This window comes from Cellulomonas sp. NEAU-ZC6, from assembly GCF_056844425.1.
The window spans coordinates 228,011-243,551 of the sequence record NZ_JBXFYH010000004.1 but is presented as its reverse complement, the minus strand read 5'-3'; the positions used below and the strand labels follow the sequence as shown (position 1 = coordinate 243,551).

The window sequence follows — 15,541 nt, the reverse complement described above, 5'->3', positions numbered from 1 at the left end:
GCGGCCTCCTGGGGCGTGGACCCGCGGGCGCGGGCCCTCCACGAGCCACTGTGCACCCGGGCCTCGCAGCGGCTACGCGTCCGCCTCCCAGCGGGACGGCACCAGGTCGGCGAGCAGCGTCCGGTGCGCCCACCGCACCCACGCCAGGGCGCTCCACCCGCCGCGCCGGACGAGGGCGTTCCACGTCTCCGGACCGAGCACCAGGGTGACCAGGTCGGTCGCCTGGCCGGCGTCCAGGCCCGCACGGAGCACGCCGTCGCGGGCGCAGGCGTCGACGAGCACCCGGTGCACCGCGCGGCGCCGCTGCTCGTCCCGGGCGGCCGCCTGCTGCAGGACGGGCTCCCCCGCGGCGCCGAGCCGGACCAGGTCGAGCACGGCGCCCGCGCGGCCCATCAGCTCGGCGGACCCGCGGACGTGCAGGAAGACGCGGCGCGCGGGGTCGGGCTCGGCGGCGACCGCGCGCACCCAGGGCTGGGCGGCGAGGTCCGGGTCGGCGTCGCGGTGGTCGGCCCCGTCGACGGCGTGGTCCAGGCAGCCGACCAGGATGTCGGCCTTGCTGGGGTAGGAGTAGTACACGGTCTGCACCCCGACGCCGGCGGCGCGGGCGACGGCCGTGATGGACGTGGTGGCGTAGCCCTGCTCGACGAACAGCGTGGTCGCGGCCGCGGCGATCCTCGCGCGCGTCGCGGCCGACCGCCGCGCCCGCCCGTCGCCGACGGCATCCCCGCTGCTCACGCCCGCAACGGTAGCAGAACTACGAATTCCTTCTCGTAGCGCCACTCCCACTTCCCGCGGCACGCCCGCCGAGCGGGCACTCGATGCGGCTTCCGGCGCCCGCGAGGCGACGCCTGCTGCCCGCTCGGCGAGCACGCACGGGTGCGAGTGGGCTGGGTACGGGGCGGTTTTGGTAGCGGGGCTACCGGAAGCCGGTCACGCGCCCGTGGCCAGGAGGACCAGGAGGGCGAGGTTCAGGGCCACGACCAGGACGACCACGACCACCAGGGCGCCCTGCAGGCGCGGGCCGTTGGCGAACTCGCCCATCAGCGCGCGGTCCCGGTTGAGCTTCACCAGCGGGATCGCGGCGAACGGGATGCCGAAGCTCAGCACCACCTGGCTGACCACGAGCGTCCACGTCGGGTCGGCACCCACGCCGAGCAGCGCGAGCGCCGGGACCAGCGTGATCGCGCGCCGCAGCAGCAGCGGGATCCGGCGGTGGATCAGCCCCTCCATCACGGCCGCGCCGGCGTAGCAGCCGACCGAGGTGGACGCGAGGCCCGAGGCCAGCAGCCCGATCGCGAACACGACGCCCACGACGGGCCCGAGGGCCGAGCTGATCGCGGCGTGCGCGCCCTCGATGGTGTCGGTGCCCTCCACGCCGCGCAGGTTGGCGGCCGCGAGCAGCAGCAGGCCGATGTTGACCGTGCCGGCCAGCGTGAGCGCCGCGCCGACGTCCCAGCGCGTGGCACGCAGCAGGCCGCGGCGGCCCTCGTCGTCGGTCACCCGGCCGAACCGGTCCCGGCTGAGCGCGGAGTGCACGTAGATGGCGTGCGGCATGACGGTCGCACCGAGCATCGACGCGGCGAGCAGCACGGAGTCCGTCCCGGCGAACCGCGGCACGAGGCCGCCGAGCATCGCGGCGGGGTCGGGCGGCCCGACGACCAGCCCGAGCAGGAACCCGACGACGATCACCAGCAGCAGCCCGATCACCAGCGTCTCGAACCGCCGCTGGCCGTACCGGTCCTGCGTGGCGAGCAGCAGCATGGACACGCCGCCCACCACCAGGCCGCCCAGCACCAGCGGCAGCCCGAACAGCAGGTTCAGCGCGATGGCGCCGCCGACGACCTCCGCGATGTCGGTGGCGGCCGCGACCACCTCGGCCTGCGCCCAGAACGCGAGCCGGGGGCCCTTGCGCAGCCGCGCGCCGAGCACCCCGGGCAGGGAGTCGCCGGTGACGATGCCGAGCTTGGCCGACTGGTACTGGACCAGCACCGCCATCGCGTTCGCGGCGACGAGCACCCAGAGCAGCAGGTACCCGTACCGGGCGCCGGCGGTCAGGTTGGCCGCGACGTTGCCCGGGTCCACGTAGGCGATCGCCGCCACGAAGGCGGGGCCGAGCAGGGGCAGCACCCGGCCGCGCGAGACCGCGCGGCGATCGGCTGTCGTGGTCACCGTACCTCCAAGTTCGGATGTCCGAACTCAGTGTAGGCACCGCTGCCGCCGACGCCAGCCAGCGACGACGGGTGTCAGGCCGCGGCGGGCCGCACGTCGCGGCGCCAGCGTCCCCCGACCTGCTCGAACCCGACCCGCTCGAGGTAGTCCCCGGTGTCCCGGGCGTCGTCGGCCACCACCAGCGCCCGCAGCCCGGTGCCCGCGAACACCCCGCTGCGGCGGTAGACGAACTCGCCGGGCGTGAAGTCCCGGAACCGCGGCGTCACGTAGTCCAGCTCGACCTCGCCGACCGCGTCGCCCACGTCCCGCACGACGACCACGCCGACCGTCTCGTCGCCGCGCAGCACCAGGTAGGCCCACCGGGCCGGCGCGTCGGCCGGGGCGCCGGCCCCGGGCAGCACGAACGACGGGTAGTACCGGGCGATGTCGTCCGCGTGCACGCCCAGGACGTGCCGCAGGTAGTGGTCGTCGGCGCCCACCGGGACCACCTCGTACACGTCGGCGTCGTGGCGCTCGCGCTGCAGCCGCACCAGCCAGTAGACGTCGATGATCGCGATCACCCCGTTCATCACCGCGAACGGCCAGATCCCGACGACCGCGTTGTAGGCGGTCGCGATGACGGACCCGGCCAGGTTCATCCAGCGGAACCGCAGCACGCGCGCCTGCATCAGCGACACGACGACGAGCGCCGACCCGACCCACCCGATGATCTCCAGCACCAGCATGGCGTGACCGTACCGCCCGCGGGCCGCCGCGCAATCGGTAGCGCGACTCCGACAACCGCGCGCGACCTCCCGGGCGGCAAAACCCGTCGACCGGCGCGCGGCACGGCGGGACGATGGCCGCATGATCGCCACGCAGCCGCACCTGGTCCCGCTCCCCGTGCCCGACGCGCTCGACGCGCCGGACGCGTGGCTGCTGCACGGCTTCGTCGACGCGTGGAACGCGGTGCTGCTGGACGAGTGGGGCACCCTCGACGAGGCCCGGCTGCCCGGGGAGACGCTGCGGGGCCTGCAGCACCAGGAGTACACCGCGAAGCTGCGGTACGTCGCGCTGGACGGCCCCGTCGACGCCGGGCCCGCGGACCCCGCGCGGGTGCTGGGCTACCTGCTGCTCGACCTGCCGCGGCAGGACAACACGCACACCGGCGACGCGGACGTCGGCGTGCGGCCCGAGCACCGCGGCCGCGGGATCGGCACCGCGCTGCACGACCTGGCGCTGCGCACCGCGCGGGAGCAGGGCCGCACGATGCTCACCGGCGCGACGGACCAGCGCACCGAGCCCGAGGCCGGCCCCGGAACGCTGGTCCCCAGCACCGGTTCGGGCCGCGTGCGGGCGGACGACGCGGGCGTCCGGTTCCTGGTGCGGCGGGGCTGGGACCTGGAGCAGGTGGAGCGCCGGTCGCTGCTGCCGGTGCCGCTGCCCGCGGGCGCGCTGGCCCGGCACGCCGACGCCGCCCGGGCCGTGGCCGGGCCGGACTACGAGGTGGTGCAGTGGGACCGGCGCTGCCCCGAGGAGCTGGTCGACCAGTACGCGCTGCTGCAGACCCGGATGAGCACCGACGCCCCGTCGGGCGGGCTGGACCTGCGCGAGGACGTCTGGGACGCCGCGCGCATCCGCACCGCCGAGCAGGCGTTCGTCGAGCGGGAGATGACCTACCGCGTCTCCGCGGCGCTGCACCGGCCGACGGGCGTGCTGGCGGCGTTCTCGGTGCTGCTCAGCCGCCCGGACACCGAGGAGCTCCTCTACCAGGACGACACGCTGGTGCTGCGCGAGCACCGCGGCCGGCGGCTGGGGATGCTGGTGAAGACGGCCAACCTGGCGCGGCTGGCCGAGGTGCAGCCCGCGGCCCGCCGGATCGTCACCTGGAACGCCGAGGAGAACGCGCACATGCTGGCGATCAACGTGGCGCTGGGCTTCCGGCCCGCGGGCGGGTGCGGCGGGTGGCAGCTCCGCCTGACCTGAGCCACGCGGGCCCGCGGCGGACCTCAGCCGCCGACGACCGCGACCGCGCCCTCGTCGGCGGCCACCCGGACCCGCTCCCCCGCGGCCGGCACGTCGCCGGTGGGCGGCAGCGCCGCGGTGACGGGCACGTCCTCGCCGTCGAGCAGGGCGACCAGCTCGACGCGACCGCGCCGCGTGCGTCGCCCGGTGACCAGCGCGGACCGCACGGGCGTCGCGGCGCCCTCGTCGTCGGGCGCCAGCACACGCCAGCCACCCGGCGCCACGGCCAGCGGCGCGCCGTCCAGGAACGTCCGGTAGCCGAGGAACTCCGCCACCTCGCGCGACGCCGGCCGCCGCCACAGCGCCTCGGGGGCGTCCAGCTGCAGCAGCCGACCGGCGGACATCACGGCGACCCGGTCGGCGACGGTGAACGCCTCGTCCTGGTCGTGCGTGACGAACACGGCGGTGGTGCCGGTGGCGACCAGGGCGTGCCGGAGGTCGTCGGCGAGCCGCTCGCGCAGCGACCGGTCCAGGGCGGACAGCGGCTCGTCCAGCAGGAGCAGCCGGGGACGGGGCGCCAGCGACCGGGCGAGCGCGACCCGCTGCCGCTCACCGCCGGACAACGTGGCGACCGGCCGCGCCGCGTACCCCGGCAGGCCGACCAGGGCCAGCAGCTCGGCGACCCGGTCCGCGCGCGCGGCGCGGTCGAGCGCGCGCAGCCCGTACGCCACGTTGCCGGCGACGTCGTGGTGCGGGAACAGCTGGCCGTCCTGGAACACCAGCCCGAACCCCCGCCGGTGCACGGGCACCCGGGTCAGGTCCGTGCCGTCCCAGGTCACCGAGCCGGCCGCCGGCGGCTCCAGCCCGGCGACGGCGCGCAGCAGCGAGGACTTGCCGCAGCCGGACGGCCCGAGCAGCCCGAGCACCTGGCCGGCGGGCACGTCGAGGGACACCCCGGCCACGGCGGTGACCTCGCCCGCACCGCGCCCGGTGCCCCGGTAGCGGACCACCAGGTCCCGCACGCCCAGCCCGTCGTCGGTCACAGCTCTCCTCCCACCGGCCCGCGCAGACGCTCCGCGAGGGCCATCACGCCGGCGGTCAGCGCGGCGAGCACCACGCTGGCGGCCAGCGCCATCCCGTAGTTGTCGGCACCCGGCTGCCCGATCAGCCGGAAGATCACGACGGGCAGCGTCGGGCTGTCGGGACGGGCGAGGAACGCCGTGGCGCCGAACTCGCCCAGCGACACCGCGAACGCGAACCCGATCGCGAGCCCGACGGACCGCGCAGCCAGCGCGCCGTCGACGCCGAGCAGCACCCGGCCCGGCCCGGCGCCCAGGGTGCCCGCGGCCTCGCGCAGCCGGGGGTCGACGGCCCGCAGCACCGGCAGCACGGTCCGCACCACCAGCGGCACGGCGACGACCGCCTGCACCACCGGCACCAGCACCCCGGTGCTGCGCAGGTCGGTCGCGATGCCGAACGGGTGCCCGAGCGTCAGCAGCGCGCCGAACCCGACGGTCACCGCGGAGACGCCGAGCGGCAGCATGAACACGCCGTCGAGCACCCCGACCGCGCGCCGGGCCGCGGGGACCCGGGGGCGCCGGGACACCACGAGGGCGACCAGGCAGCCGACGACCAGCGCCAGCACGGTCGCGTCGACGGCGATCCGGAGCGAGTTGCCCAGCGCCTCCCACACCGTCACCGTCAGCGCGTTGCGCCCGCCGGTGGTGCCGAGCGCCCGGTAGTGGCCGAGGCCCCACCCGTCGCCGGTCCGCAGGGAGCCCGCCACCAGCGTGCCGAGCGGCAGCGCCAGCAGGACCAGCACCACGGCGGTCACCGCGGCGGGCAGCGGGTGCGGGCGGCCGGTCGCGGCGACGGCGGTGTCGACCAGGGACAGCGCGCGCTCCCGGCGCGACCGCGCCCGCGCCGCGACGGCCAGCGCGCCGGCGACGACCACCACCTGCACCACCGAGAGCACCGCGGCGGCCCGCAGGTCCAGGAACTGCGTCGTCTGGATCCAGATCTCGGTCTCCACCGTCCCGAACCGCATCCCGCCGAGCACCAGCACCGTGCCGAACGCCGTCGCGCAGAACAGGAACACCAGCGACGCGGCGGACGTGATGGCCGGGGTCAGCGCGGGCAGGGTGACGGTCCGGAAGGCCCGGGCGGGCGACGCGCCGAGCGACCGCGCGGCCTGCTCCGGCCGCGGGTCGAGCCGCTCCCACATGCCGCCGACCGTGCGGACCACGACGGCGTAGTTGAAGAACACCAGCGCCGCGATGATCGCGGTGAACGTGCCGTCCAGCTGCAGGAACCCCAGCGGCCCGTTCTCCCGCAGCAGCGCCCGGAACGCGACGCCGACGACGACGGTCGGGAGCACGAACGGCACGGTGACGAACGCCCGGAGCGCGCCCCGCCCGGGGAACCGGCACCGGTACAGCACGTAGGCGCCGGGGACGCCCAGCAGCACGGCGAGCACCGTGCCGATGGCACCCTGCGCCAGGGTCAGCCCGATGATCCGCCAGGTGCGGGGCCGGGCGAACACCTCGGTGAAGCCCGACAGGTCGAGCGCACCGTCGGGCACGAACCCGCGCCCGACCAGCGCCAGCACCGGCCACGCGAAGAACACGCCGAGGAACACCAGCGGCACCGCGGCGGCGACCGCCCAGGCGGCACCCCGGCCGACGGCCCACGCCCGCGCGGGCGGCCGCAGCGGCGGCCGGTCCGGTCCCGGGCGCGCGGGCGCCCCCGGCCGGCGGGTGCCGGCCGGGGACGGCCGCGTGGTGGTGCTCATCGGGGCGTGCTCAGCCCGTCACCAGGTCGGTCCACTCCCGGACCCAGTCGTCGCGGTGCGCGGCGATGTCGTCCAGCGGGACCTCGAACGGCTGCTCTGCGAGCGGCGCCCACTGCGCCCAGGACTCCGGCAGGTCCACGGCCGAGCTGACCGGGTACATGTACATCGAGCCGGGGATGTCGGCCTGCACCTCGTCGGACAGCAGCCAGTCGACCAGCTGCTGCGCGCCCTCGGGGTTCTGCGCGCCGGCCAGCACGCCGGCGTACTCGACCTGCCGGAAGCACGTGTCCAGCAGCGCGCCGGTGGTCGGCTCGCCGCCGCCCTCGGGGACGGTCTCGGGCGGGGACGACGCGTAGGACAGCGCGATCGGCCTCGGGCCGCCCCCGCCGCCGCCGGAGAAGTCGGTGTAGTAGGCGTCGGACCAGCCCTCGGCGACCTTCAGCCCGTTCGCCTGCAGGTCGGCCCAGTACTGCTGCCAGCCGTCCTCGCCGAACGCGCCCACGGTCGCGAGCAGGAACGCCAGGCCCGGGCTGCTGGTCGCGGCGTTGGTGACCACCGTGAGGTCCGCGTACCGCGGGTCGGTCAGGTCCTCGAGCGTGGCCGGCTCCGGGATGCCCTGCGCGGCGAACCAGGCGTGGTCGACGTTCAGGCAGACGTCGCCCATGTCGATCGCGGTCAGCGAGCCCGAGCCGTCGGGCGCGTACCGGGCGGCGTCGGCGGCCGCGGGGACCTGCGACTCGTACGGCTCCAGCACGCCCTCGTCGATCGCCCGCGAGGCGAAGGTGTTGTCGATCCCGTAGACGACGTCGCCCAGGGGCGCGTCCTTGGTCAGGATCAGCTGGTTGACCAGGGCCCCGCCGTCACCGGGCGCGACCTGGGTGACCGTCAGCCCGGTCTCCTCCTCGAACTGCTCCAGCAGCCCGTCGCTCACGTGGAACGAGTCGTGCGTGACCAGCGTGACGGTGCCGCTGCCGGACCCGGCGGGGTCCGCGGTCGACGCCGAGCCGGACGACCCCGCGACGGAGCAGGCGGACAGGGCCAGGGCCGTGGCGGCGAGCCCGGCCAGCCCCGCGGGGGCGGGGAGCCGGGACGCCCGGCGGTGTGCGCGCGTGCGCGCCATGGTGGTTCCTCCTCGATGGGCACCGAGGGGGTCGCTCCGCACCGGCGCGCCCGCGCGAGCGGTGCACGACGGCACGGGGCGACTGAGAAGTCCCGACTCCCTACGCCGGTGCTAACCGGATCAGGTTCGAGGGTCTGCGGTCCGTCCGCACTCTCAGCGTCGGTCGGGCCGCGGCTTGTCGCGCGACCCGGGACGCTCCCCTGTCGTTCGCCGCCGACCCTACACCGCACGGGCGCGCCGTCCGGCCCCGCCCGCGCGCGCCCGGCCCGGACCGCCCGTGACCTGCGGCCGGGCCGCCACGGCGCTAGCGTGGGCCGGGTACCCGAGCCCGCACGACGCCCGACCCTGGAGGTCCCGTGGCCGACGAAGAAGCCCAGTCCACGTTCGCCAAGATCACCGGCCTGGTCGTCGCCGGTGCGGTCGCCTGGCTGGCCGGCAAGGCCGTCGACGCCGTCTGGAAGGCCACCTCGGGGCACAAGCCGCCGAAGCCCGAGGACGACGCGACCGACATCCGGATCGGCGAGGTCGTCCTGGCCGCCGCGATCACGTCGGGCGCCGTGTCGCTGGCTCGCGTGTTCGCGACCCGCGGCACCAAGAAGTTCGTGCAGCGCGTGGACCGGAACCGCCGCCTCCCCGGCTGACCTTCCGGACGACGCCGGTGGCGGGCCGTGACGGACCGCCACCGGCGTCGTGCTGCCCGGCGCGGGTCAGGCGTCCCGCTCGTCGCGGCTCTCGTCCGCCTCGCCGCCGTCGCGGCCGTCGACCTCGTCCTGCGCCTGCGTCAGCTCGTCGACGACCAGCAGGTCCCGGCGGACCTTGCCGGTGCGGTAGCCGGCGCGACCCACCAGGTGCGCGGCGACGGGCGCCGTCAGCATCTGGAACAGCGCGACGAGCACCAGCGCCCACACGGCGGCGCCGGAGCGCAGCCGCAGCGACAGCCCGATCAGCACCAGGATCAGCCCGAGCACCTGCGGCTTGGTCCCGGCGTGCATCCGGGACAGCAGGTCGGGGAACCGCAGCACGCCGACGCCGGCGGCCAGCGCGAGCAGCGCGCCGCCGAGCATGCAGACCGCGGACACCACGTCCGCGATGGTGTCCCAGCTCATCGGGCACCTCCCTGCTCGGACCGGTCGGACGGGTGGTCGGTCGTCGCGCGCTCGGCCGCGGCCCGGTCCGCGGCGGCGTCCGCGCCGGCCAGCTCGGCGGCGTCCGCGTGCTCCCCCGGCCCGTGCTCGTCGACCTGCGCCTCGTCGCCGTGCTCGCGGCGGTCCTCGTCGGGCACGGTCTCGGCACGCCGCGCCTGGTCGCCGTGCGCGGCGTGCTCGGCCCGGACCTCGGCCGGGTCCGCGGCGGGCCTCGGGGCCTCGACGGCGGACGCCTCGGCCTCGCGCGCCCGGCGCGCGCGGCGGGCGGTCTCGGCCTCCTCCTCGGCGCGGATCCGCTCGGCCTCCTCCGCCGCGATCTCCTCGCGGGACCGCACGCGGCCCTCGCCCTCGGGCTCGACGGACGCGAACCGGGCGATGGTCGTCGATCCGACGAAGCCGACCAGCGACAGCACCACGAGGATCGGCACGACGTCGGTCCGGCGCTCGGCGGCGGCGTAGAGCGCCACGGCCGCCACCACGACGGTCACGATGATGTCGAGCGCCACGGTCCGGTCGAGCATCGACGGCCCGCGCTCGGCGCGGATCAGGGCCAGGACGCCGGCGGCGGTGAGCAGCGCGGCGCAGATCAGCAGGACGACGGTCATGCGCGCACCTCCGCGCGTCGGGCGCCGCGGCCGCGCGGCTCGAGGCCCGCCTCCCGCAGCTCGCTGTCCGAGGCGAAGGCCCGCAGCACGCGCTCCTCCTGCTCGAGCACGGTGCGCCGCGCCCGCTCCACGCCGCCGGACTGCTCGACGTCCAGCACGTGCAGGTAGAGCATGCCCGTCAGCCGGTGCGCCTCGACGACCAGCGACCCGGGGACCAGCGAGCAGAGCTCCGCGGTCATCGTCAGGTACAGGTCCGAGTGGTTGCGCAGCTGGACCCCGATCACGGCTCCGCGGGGGGTGTGCCGGGGCCGCAGCGCGACCCAGGAGACCTCGACCGAGGCGTGCACGAGGTCCCACGCGAACCGGCCGACCAGCACGGCCAGCGCGACGGGGCGGATCGTGCCGTGGAACTCGATGGGGGTCATCCGCAGCAGACCGGTGACCGCCACGGCGATCACCGCGCCCGCCAGGAGGTTCCCGAACGAGAAGTCGCCCCACAGCAGGACCCAGACGGCGACCAGCCACAGCATGGTCGGCCACTGGGTCGCCAGCCGGCGACGGCGCGGGTGCAGGCTCACCGGTCGCCCTCCCTCGCCGCGTCGACGGACTCCCCGGACCCGCGGCCGTCCTCCGGCAGCACGGACTGGATGTACACGGAGCGGTCGGCCAGCGCGCCGGCCGCGCGCTCGGCGTACCCGTAGAGGGGTCCGGCACCGACGGTCAGGGCCAGGCCGAGCACCACGAGGGCACCGGCGGAGCCGACCATGCCGCGGGGCAGGTGCGTGTCGGGCACCGGCTCCGGCGGGGTCTGCCAGAACGCCTTGTTCCACGCCTTGATCAGCGCGTAGAGCGTGAGCAGCGAGGTGAGCACGCCGCCCACCACCAGGGTCAGGGCCAGCCCGGAGCCGTCCTGCACGCCGGCCTGCAGCAGCCCGACCTTGCCGAGGAACCCGGACAGCGGCGGGATGCCGCCGAGGTTCATCGCGGGGATGAAGAACAGGATCGCCAGCACCGGCGCGATCTTCGCCAGGCCGCCGAGCGAGTCGAGCGACGTCGACCCGCCCCGGCGTTCGATCAGCCCCGCCACCAGGAACAGGCCGGTCTGCACGATGATGTGGTGCGCGACGTAGTAGATCGCCGCGGCCCAGCCGGTCTCCGAGGCGAGCGCGATGCCGAAGATCATGTAGCCGATGTGGCTGACCAGCGTGAACGACAGCAGACGTTTCAGGTCGTCCTGCGCGACGGCGCCCAGGATGCCCACCACCATCGTCGCCAGCGCCGCCCACATGAGGACGTCGTCCATCCGGCCCTCGGGGAACAGCAGGGTCTGGGTGCGGATGATCGCGTAGACGCCGACCTTGGTCAGCAGTCCGGCGAACACGGCGGTCACCGGCGCGGGCGCGGTCGGGTACGAGTCGGGCAGCCAGGCGGACAGCGGGAAGATCGCCGCCTTGATGCCGAACGCGAGCAGCAGCATCACCTGCAGCGCCAGCCGGACGCCGGGGTCGATCTCCGGCAGCCGCTCGGCCAGCTGCGCCAGGTTCACGGTGCCCGTCGCGGCGTACGTCATCGCGATGGCGATCAGGAAGAGCAGCGAGGACAGCAGCGCCACGACCACGTAGATGCTGCCGGCGCGGATCCGCTCCCCGGTGCCGCCGAGCGTCAGCAGCACGTAGGAGGCGGCGAGCAGGATCTCGAACCCGACGTAGATGTTGAACAGGTCGCCGGACAGGAACGCGTTCGCGACGCCGGCGGTCAGGATCAGGTAGGTCGGGTGGTAGATCGACACCGGCGCGGCCTCGTCGCCGTCGGCCTCGCCCTGGGCCAGCGAGTACAGCTGGACGCACAGCGTCACGGCCGCCGACACGGTGAGCATCAGCGCCGACAGCCGGTCGGCGACCAGGTCGATGCCGACCGGGGCGGCCCAGCCGCCGATGTCCACGACCAGCGGGCCGTCGTCCGCGAGCACCAGCAGCGTGGCGGCGACCACCAGCACGATGCTCAGCGCGATGACGCTGATGATCCGCTGCAGCCGCGGGCGGCGGTACAGCGCGAGCGCCAGCCCGGCCCCGAACAGCGGCACGACGACGGGCAGCGGCACGAGCCAGCTGTACTCGCTCATCGGCCCTCCTGCCCTCGGTCGTCGGTCGGTCGGTCGTGGTCGTCGTGGCCCACCGCGGCGGGCGAGCGTTCGCCCTCGTCCGTCTCGTCCCGGGTCTCGGCGGCCTCCTCGTCGAGGGTGGTCGTCGACTCCTCGGTGTCGTCGTCGGCGAACGCGCGCTCGTCGCGGGCGGCGAGGCGGGCGATGCGGCGGTCCTCGAGGTCGTCCTGCACCTCGTCGTGCCGGTGCAGCTGCCAGGACCGGTAGGCCATGGCCAGCAGGAACGCGGTCATGCCGAGCGTGATGACGATGGCGGTCAGCACCATCGCCTGCGGCAGCGGGTCGCTCATCCGGCCCTCGGGCTCCAGCCCGACGATCGGCGGCCGCCCGGCGGCGCCGCCCGCGACCAGGAACAGCAGGTTCGCGCCGTTGCCGATCAGGATCACGCCGATCAGCACCCGGGACAGGCTGCGCTCCAGCAGCAGGTACACCCCCGCGGTCACCAGGACGACGATCACACCGACCAGGACCAGGTTGGGGCTCATGTCGATCATCGCGCGTCCTCCGTCCGGGCGCCGGGCCGGTGCTCGACGAGGCCGGCCGCCGCCGCGTCCACGCGGATCTCCTCGGCGGGCTCGGCGTCGCCGCCGACCCCCACCGGATCGCCCTCGGCCTCGGACTGCCGGTCGATCTCCGCCCCGAGGCTCCGGAGGATGTCGAGGATCAGACCGACGACGACCAGGTAGACGCCGACGTCGAAGAACAGCGACGTGACCAGGTGGATGTCCCCGACCAGCGGGAGCGAGACGTCGATGATCCAGGACTGCAGCACGCTGCCGCCGAAGATCAGCGCGCCCAGCCCGACGCCCGCGGACAGGAACAGGCCGCTGCCGAGCAGCAGGCCCGGCTGCACCGGCGCCGCCTCGCCCAGCTCGTACCGGCCGCCGGCCAGGTAGCGCACGATCAGCGCGATGCCCGTGACCAGGCCCGCCGCGAAGCCGCCGCCCGGGGCGTTGTGCCCGGAGAACAGCAGGAACAGCGAGTACACGATCATCGTGTGGAACAGCAGCCGCACCACGACCTCGAACACGACGGACCGGCGGCGCGGCGCCAGGGTGCGGCCGGCGCGCAGCCACTCGCGCGGCTGGTACGCGGCGCGGGCCTGCGCGGGCCGCCGGACCCGGGCCAGCGGGTCGTCGCCGCCGCCCCAGACCTGCCGCTGCTCGGGCGCGTCCCCGGCGCGGAAGATCGCGCCGGACCGCCGGCGCAGGAACACCAGCGAGGCGACGCCGGTGGCCGCGACCAGCACCACGGAGAGCTCGCCCATGGTGTCCCAGGCGCGGATGTCCACCAGCGTCACGTTGACGATGTTCTTGCCGCCGCCGAACGAGTAGGCCTCCTCGGCGAAGTCGACCGACACCGGCACGTGGATGCGCGCGCCCGGGACGACCAGCGCGAGCGCGCCGACCGTCAGGCCGGTGGCCAGCGCGACCACGAGGCGCACGAAGCGCGACGCCACCAGGGGCCGGTCGGAGAAGTACGGCGGGAGCCGGCGCATCACCAGGACGAACACGACCAGGGTGACGGTCTCGACCAGCACCTGGGTCAGCGCCAGGTCGGGTGCGCCGTGCAGCAGGAACAGCGCCGCGATGCCGTAGCCGCACACCCCGAGCAGGATGACCGCCTTCAGCCGCCGGCGGGCGCGCGCGACCAGCACGGCGGCGACGGCGACGAACGCGCCGATCACCAGCTGCGCCGGTCGGTCCCAGGCACGGGCGTCGTCGGGCAGCTGGGTGAACCGCGCGAGCGGGACCCCGACCGCGACGACGAACACGACGAGGATGCCGCCCAGGTAGAACGGCAGCGAACCACGCTGGGTCATCGCGGTGACGTCCGCGGCCAGGTCGTCGAGCTTGCGCATGAACCGGCGGTACACCCGGTCGGCCTCGGGCACGTGGGGCACGGCGGCCTGCGCGGCCTCGACCGGCCCGCGCACCAGGAACAGCAGGGCGCCGACGCCGAGCACCGCGACCGTGATCGCGAGCACCGGCGTGAAGCCGCCCCACAGCACGAGGTGACCCGGCTCGCCGGCCGGGTAGGTGTCCGCGTACGGCGCGAGCAGCTCCTCGCCGAACGCGGGCAGCAGCGCCACCGCCAGGCCGAGCACGGCGAGCAGCAGCGCCGGCCACACCAGGGTCAGCGAGGGGCGGCCGACGGGTGCGGGCTCGGCTCGGTCGTCGTCGGCGTGCGCGTCGGGCTCCGCGGCGCTCCGCTCGACCCGGGCGGCGGGCTCCCGCTGCGCGGCCTTCGCCTCGCGGGCCGCGGTGAGGTTCTTGACGGCCGCGGGCGACAGCACCGGCTTGGTCGCGAAGGCGCCCCACCACAGCCGCAGGCCGTACGCGACGGTCAGCGCCGAGCCGACCGCGACGACCACCAGGACCACGAGGTCCTCCGGGTGCCCGCCGTGGCTCAGCGCCTCGAGCGCGGCCTCCTTAGCCACGTACCCCGCGAACGGCGGGAAGCCGATCATCGACAGCGTGGCCAGGCCGCCGGCCAGCGCGGTCACCGGCAGGGCGCGGCCGACGCCGGACAGCCGGCGCAGATCGCGGGTGCCGGTCGCCGCGTCGACCACGCCGACGACGAGGAACAGCGCGGCCTTGAACATCGCGTGCGCGCCGACCATCGCCAGGCCCGCGAGCGCCGTCGCCCGCGTCCCGTAGCCGACCAGCAGCACGATGAGGCCGAGCTGGCTGACGGTGCCGAACGCGAGCACCAGCTTGAGGTCGTGCTGGCGCAGCGCGCGGTAGCCGCCGAGCAGCAGCGTGCCCGACCCGAGCGCGATGACCAACCAGCGCCAGGCGGACAGGTCCGAGTAGGCGGGCGCGAACCGCGCGACCAGGTAGACGCCCGCCTTCACCATCGCCGCGGCGTGCAGGTAGGCGCTGACCGGGGTCGGCGCGGCCATGGCCGCGGGCAGCCAGAAGTGCAGCGGGATCAGCGCGGACTTGCTCGCCGCGCCGATCAGCAGGCAGACGACCGCGGCGGTGACCAGCGGCCCCTGCGGCGGGTCCGCGAGGATCGCGGACAGGCGGTACGTGCCGGCGCTCTCGCCCAGCAGGATCACGCCCACGAGCATCGTCAGGCCGCCCGCCGTGGTGACGACGATGGCCTGCATCGCGGCCCGGCGGCTGGCCTTGCGCTCGTGGTAGTGCCCGATGAGCAGGTAGGAGAAGACCGTCGTCAGCTCCCAGAACACGAACAGCAGCAGCGTGTCGTCCGCCGTCACCAGGCCGAGCATCACGCCGGCGAACGCCACCAGCACCGCGCCGAACCGGCCGAGGCCGCTGGCGTGCTGCTTGAAGTACGCCGAGCAGTAGACCAGGACCAGGGCGCCGACGCCGCCGACCAGCAGGGTCATCAGCCAGGACAGCGTGTCCAGGCGGAACGCGAGCTCCAGGCCGAGGCCGGGGACCCACTCGACGACCTGGGTGGGGCCGTCGCCGGCCAGCACCTCGCCGGTGAGGGAGAGCGCCCAGACCGCGGCCGACAGCGGCGCGAGGGCGAGGACCCAGAAGGCCTTGCGGCCGAGCCACGCCACGAGCGCGGGCGCGATCAGGGCCGCGACGAGGTGCACCGTCAAGAGCTGCAGCACGTCCGCTCCGTCCT

General features: G+C 75.4%; 14 protein-coding genes and 1 riboswitch. Of the genes, 2 read left to right on the top strand and 12 right to left on the bottom strand.

Annotation, left to right across the window (positions count from 1 at the left end; genetic code table 11):
• Window positions 1-72: 72 nt before the first annotated feature.
• The 3 genes from AC1050_RS17130 to AC1050_RS17120 form a co-directional block, all read right to left on the bottom strand.
• Complete coding sequence (locus AC1050_RS17130; RefSeq protein WP_482388614.1) at window positions 73-735, bottom strand: TetR/AcrR family transcriptional regulator; 663 nt, start codon at window positions 733-735, stop codon at window positions 73-75.
• A gap of 195 nt (window positions 736-930) precedes the next feature.
• A complete protein-coding gene (locus AC1050_RS17125; protein ID WP_482388613.1) occupies window positions 931-2,169 on the bottom strand; it encodes an Nramp family divalent metal transporter in 1,239 nt (412 codons plus the stop codon).
• 74 nt (window positions 2,170-2,243) lie between these two features.
• Entirely contained in the window at window positions 2,244-2,894 is a 651-nt protein-coding gene (locus AC1050_RS17120; protein ID WP_482388612.1) for a hypothetical protein, read from the bottom strand.
• A 121-nt stretch (window positions 2,895-3,015) separates the two neighbouring features.
• On the opposite strand from AC1050_RS17120, the gene AC1050_RS17115 reads away from it, so the two are divergent.
• A complete protein-coding gene (locus AC1050_RS17115; protein ID WP_482388611.1) occupies window positions 3,016-4,134 on the top strand; it encodes a GNAT family N-acetyltransferase in 1,119 nt (372 codons plus the stop codon).
• Between the two features lie 23 nt (window positions 4,135-4,157).
• Here AC1050_RS17115 and AC1050_RS17110 read toward each other — a convergent pair whose 3' ends face one another.
• Genes AC1050_RS17110 through AC1050_RS17100 form a run of 3 tightly spaced genes read right to left on the bottom strand, consistent with a single transcriptional unit; the run spans window position 4,158 to window position 8,024 of the window.
• Complete coding sequence (locus tag AC1050_RS17110; RefSeq protein ID WP_482388610.1) at window positions 4,158-5,156, bottom strand: ABC transporter ATP-binding protein; 999 nt, start codon at window positions 5,154-5,156, stop codon at window positions 4,158-4,160.
• A complete protein-coding gene (locus tag AC1050_RS17105; RefSeq protein WP_482388609.1) occupies window positions 5,153-6,904 on the bottom strand; it encodes an ABC transporter permease in 1,752 nt (583 codons plus the stop codon). Before AC1050_RS17105 ends, AC1050_RS17110 begins: the two co-directional genes overlap by 4 nt.
• 10 nt (window positions 6,905-6,914) lie before the next feature.
• Complete coding sequence (locus AC1050_RS17100) at window positions 6,915-8,024, bottom strand: thiamine ABC transporter substrate-binding protein (RefSeq protein ID WP_482388608.1); 1,110 nt, start codon at window positions 8,022-8,024, stop codon at window positions 6,915-6,917.
• Window positions 8,025-8,104: 80 nt separating this feature from the next.
• Window positions 8,105-8,236: riboswitch (TPP riboswitch) on the bottom strand.
• Window positions 8,237-8,380: 144 nt separating this feature from the next.
• On the opposite strand from AC1050_RS17100, the gene AC1050_RS17095 reads away from it, so the two are divergent.
• Window positions 8,381-8,665 (top strand): DUF4235 domain-containing protein, encoded by a 285-nt coding sequence (locus AC1050_RS17095; protein WP_482388607.1) that lies wholly within the window; start codon window positions 8,381-8,383, stop codon window positions 8,663-8,665.
• A 66-nt stretch (window positions 8,666-8,731) separates the two neighbouring features.
• Here the strand turns inward: AC1050_RS17095 and mnhG are convergent, their stop codons facing one another.
• The 6 genes from mnhG to AC1050_RS17065 are packed head-to-tail and all read right to left on the bottom strand — an operon-like array spanning window position 8,732 to window position 15,527.
• Entirely contained in the window at window positions 8,732-9,130 is a 399-nt protein-coding gene (mnhG, locus tag AC1050_RS17090; RefSeq protein ID WP_482388606.1) for a monovalent cation/H(+) antiporter subunit G, read from the bottom strand.
• Complete coding sequence (locus AC1050_RS17085) at window positions 9,127-9,774, bottom strand: MrpF/PhaF family protein (protein WP_482388605.1); 648 nt, start codon at window positions 9,772-9,774, stop codon at window positions 9,127-9,129. Before AC1050_RS17085 ends, mnhG begins: the two co-directional genes overlap by 4 nt.
• Window positions 9,771-10,352 (bottom strand): Na+/H+ antiporter subunit E, encoded by a 582-nt coding sequence (locus AC1050_RS17080; RefSeq protein ID WP_482388604.1) that lies wholly within the window; start codon window positions 10,350-10,352, stop codon window positions 9,771-9,773. Before AC1050_RS17080 ends, AC1050_RS17085 begins: the two co-directional genes overlap by 4 nt.
• Entirely contained in the window at window positions 10,349-11,896 is a 1,548-nt protein-coding gene (locus AC1050_RS17075; RefSeq protein ID WP_482388603.1) for a Na+/H+ antiporter subunit D, read from the bottom strand. The genes AC1050_RS17080 and AC1050_RS17075 overlap by 4 nt, the downstream gene beginning before the upstream one ends.
• Entirely contained in the window at window positions 11,893-12,429 is a 537-nt protein-coding gene (locus tag AC1050_RS17070) for a Na(+)/H(+) antiporter subunit C (protein ID WP_482388602.1), read from the bottom strand. The genes AC1050_RS17075 and AC1050_RS17070 overlap by 4 nt, the downstream gene beginning before the upstream one ends.
• Window positions 12,426-15,527 carry a Na+/H+ antiporter subunit A gene (locus AC1050_RS17065; protein ID WP_482388601.1) on the bottom strand — a complete coding sequence of 1,034 codons (3,102 nt, stop codon included), beginning with the start codon at window positions 15,525-15,527 and terminating at the stop codon, window positions 12,426-12,428. Before AC1050_RS17065 ends, AC1050_RS17070 begins: the two co-directional genes overlap by 4 nt.
• Between the last annotated feature and the right edge of the window lie 14 nt (window positions 15,528-15,541).

Coding starts and splice junctions, on each gene's coding strand:
- mnhG (WP_482388606.1), bottom strand. CDS start 9,130: ATGAGCTGGGACACCATCGCGGACGTGGTGTCCGCGGTCTGCATGCTC.
- AC1050_RS17105 (WP_482388609.1), bottom strand. CDS start 6,904: ATGAGCACCACCACGCGGCCGTCCCCGGCCGGCACCCGCCGGCCGGGG.
- AC1050_RS17085 (WP_482388605.1), bottom strand. CDS start 9,774: ATGACCGTCGTCCTGCTGATCTGCGCCGCGCTGCTCACCGCCGCCGGC.
- AC1050_RS17115 (WP_482388611.1), top strand. CDS start 3,016: ATGATCGCCACGCAGCCGCACCTGGTCCCGCTCCCCGTGCCCGACGCG.
- AC1050_RS17075 (WP_482388603.1), bottom strand. CDS start 11,896: ATGAGCGAGTACAGCTGGCTCGTGCCGCTGCCCGTCGTCGTGCCGCTG.
- AC1050_RS17120 (WP_482388612.1), bottom strand. CDS start 2,894: ATGCTGGTGCTGGAGATCATCGGGTGGGTCGGGTCGGCGCTCGTCGTC.
- AC1050_RS17070 (WP_482388602.1), bottom strand. CDS start 12,429: ATGATCGACATGAGCCCCAACCTGGTCCTGGTCGGTGTGATCGTCGTC.
- AC1050_RS17100 (WP_482388608.1), bottom strand. CDS start 8,024: ATGGCGCGCACGCGCGCACACCGCCGGGCGTCCCGGCTCCCCGCCCCC.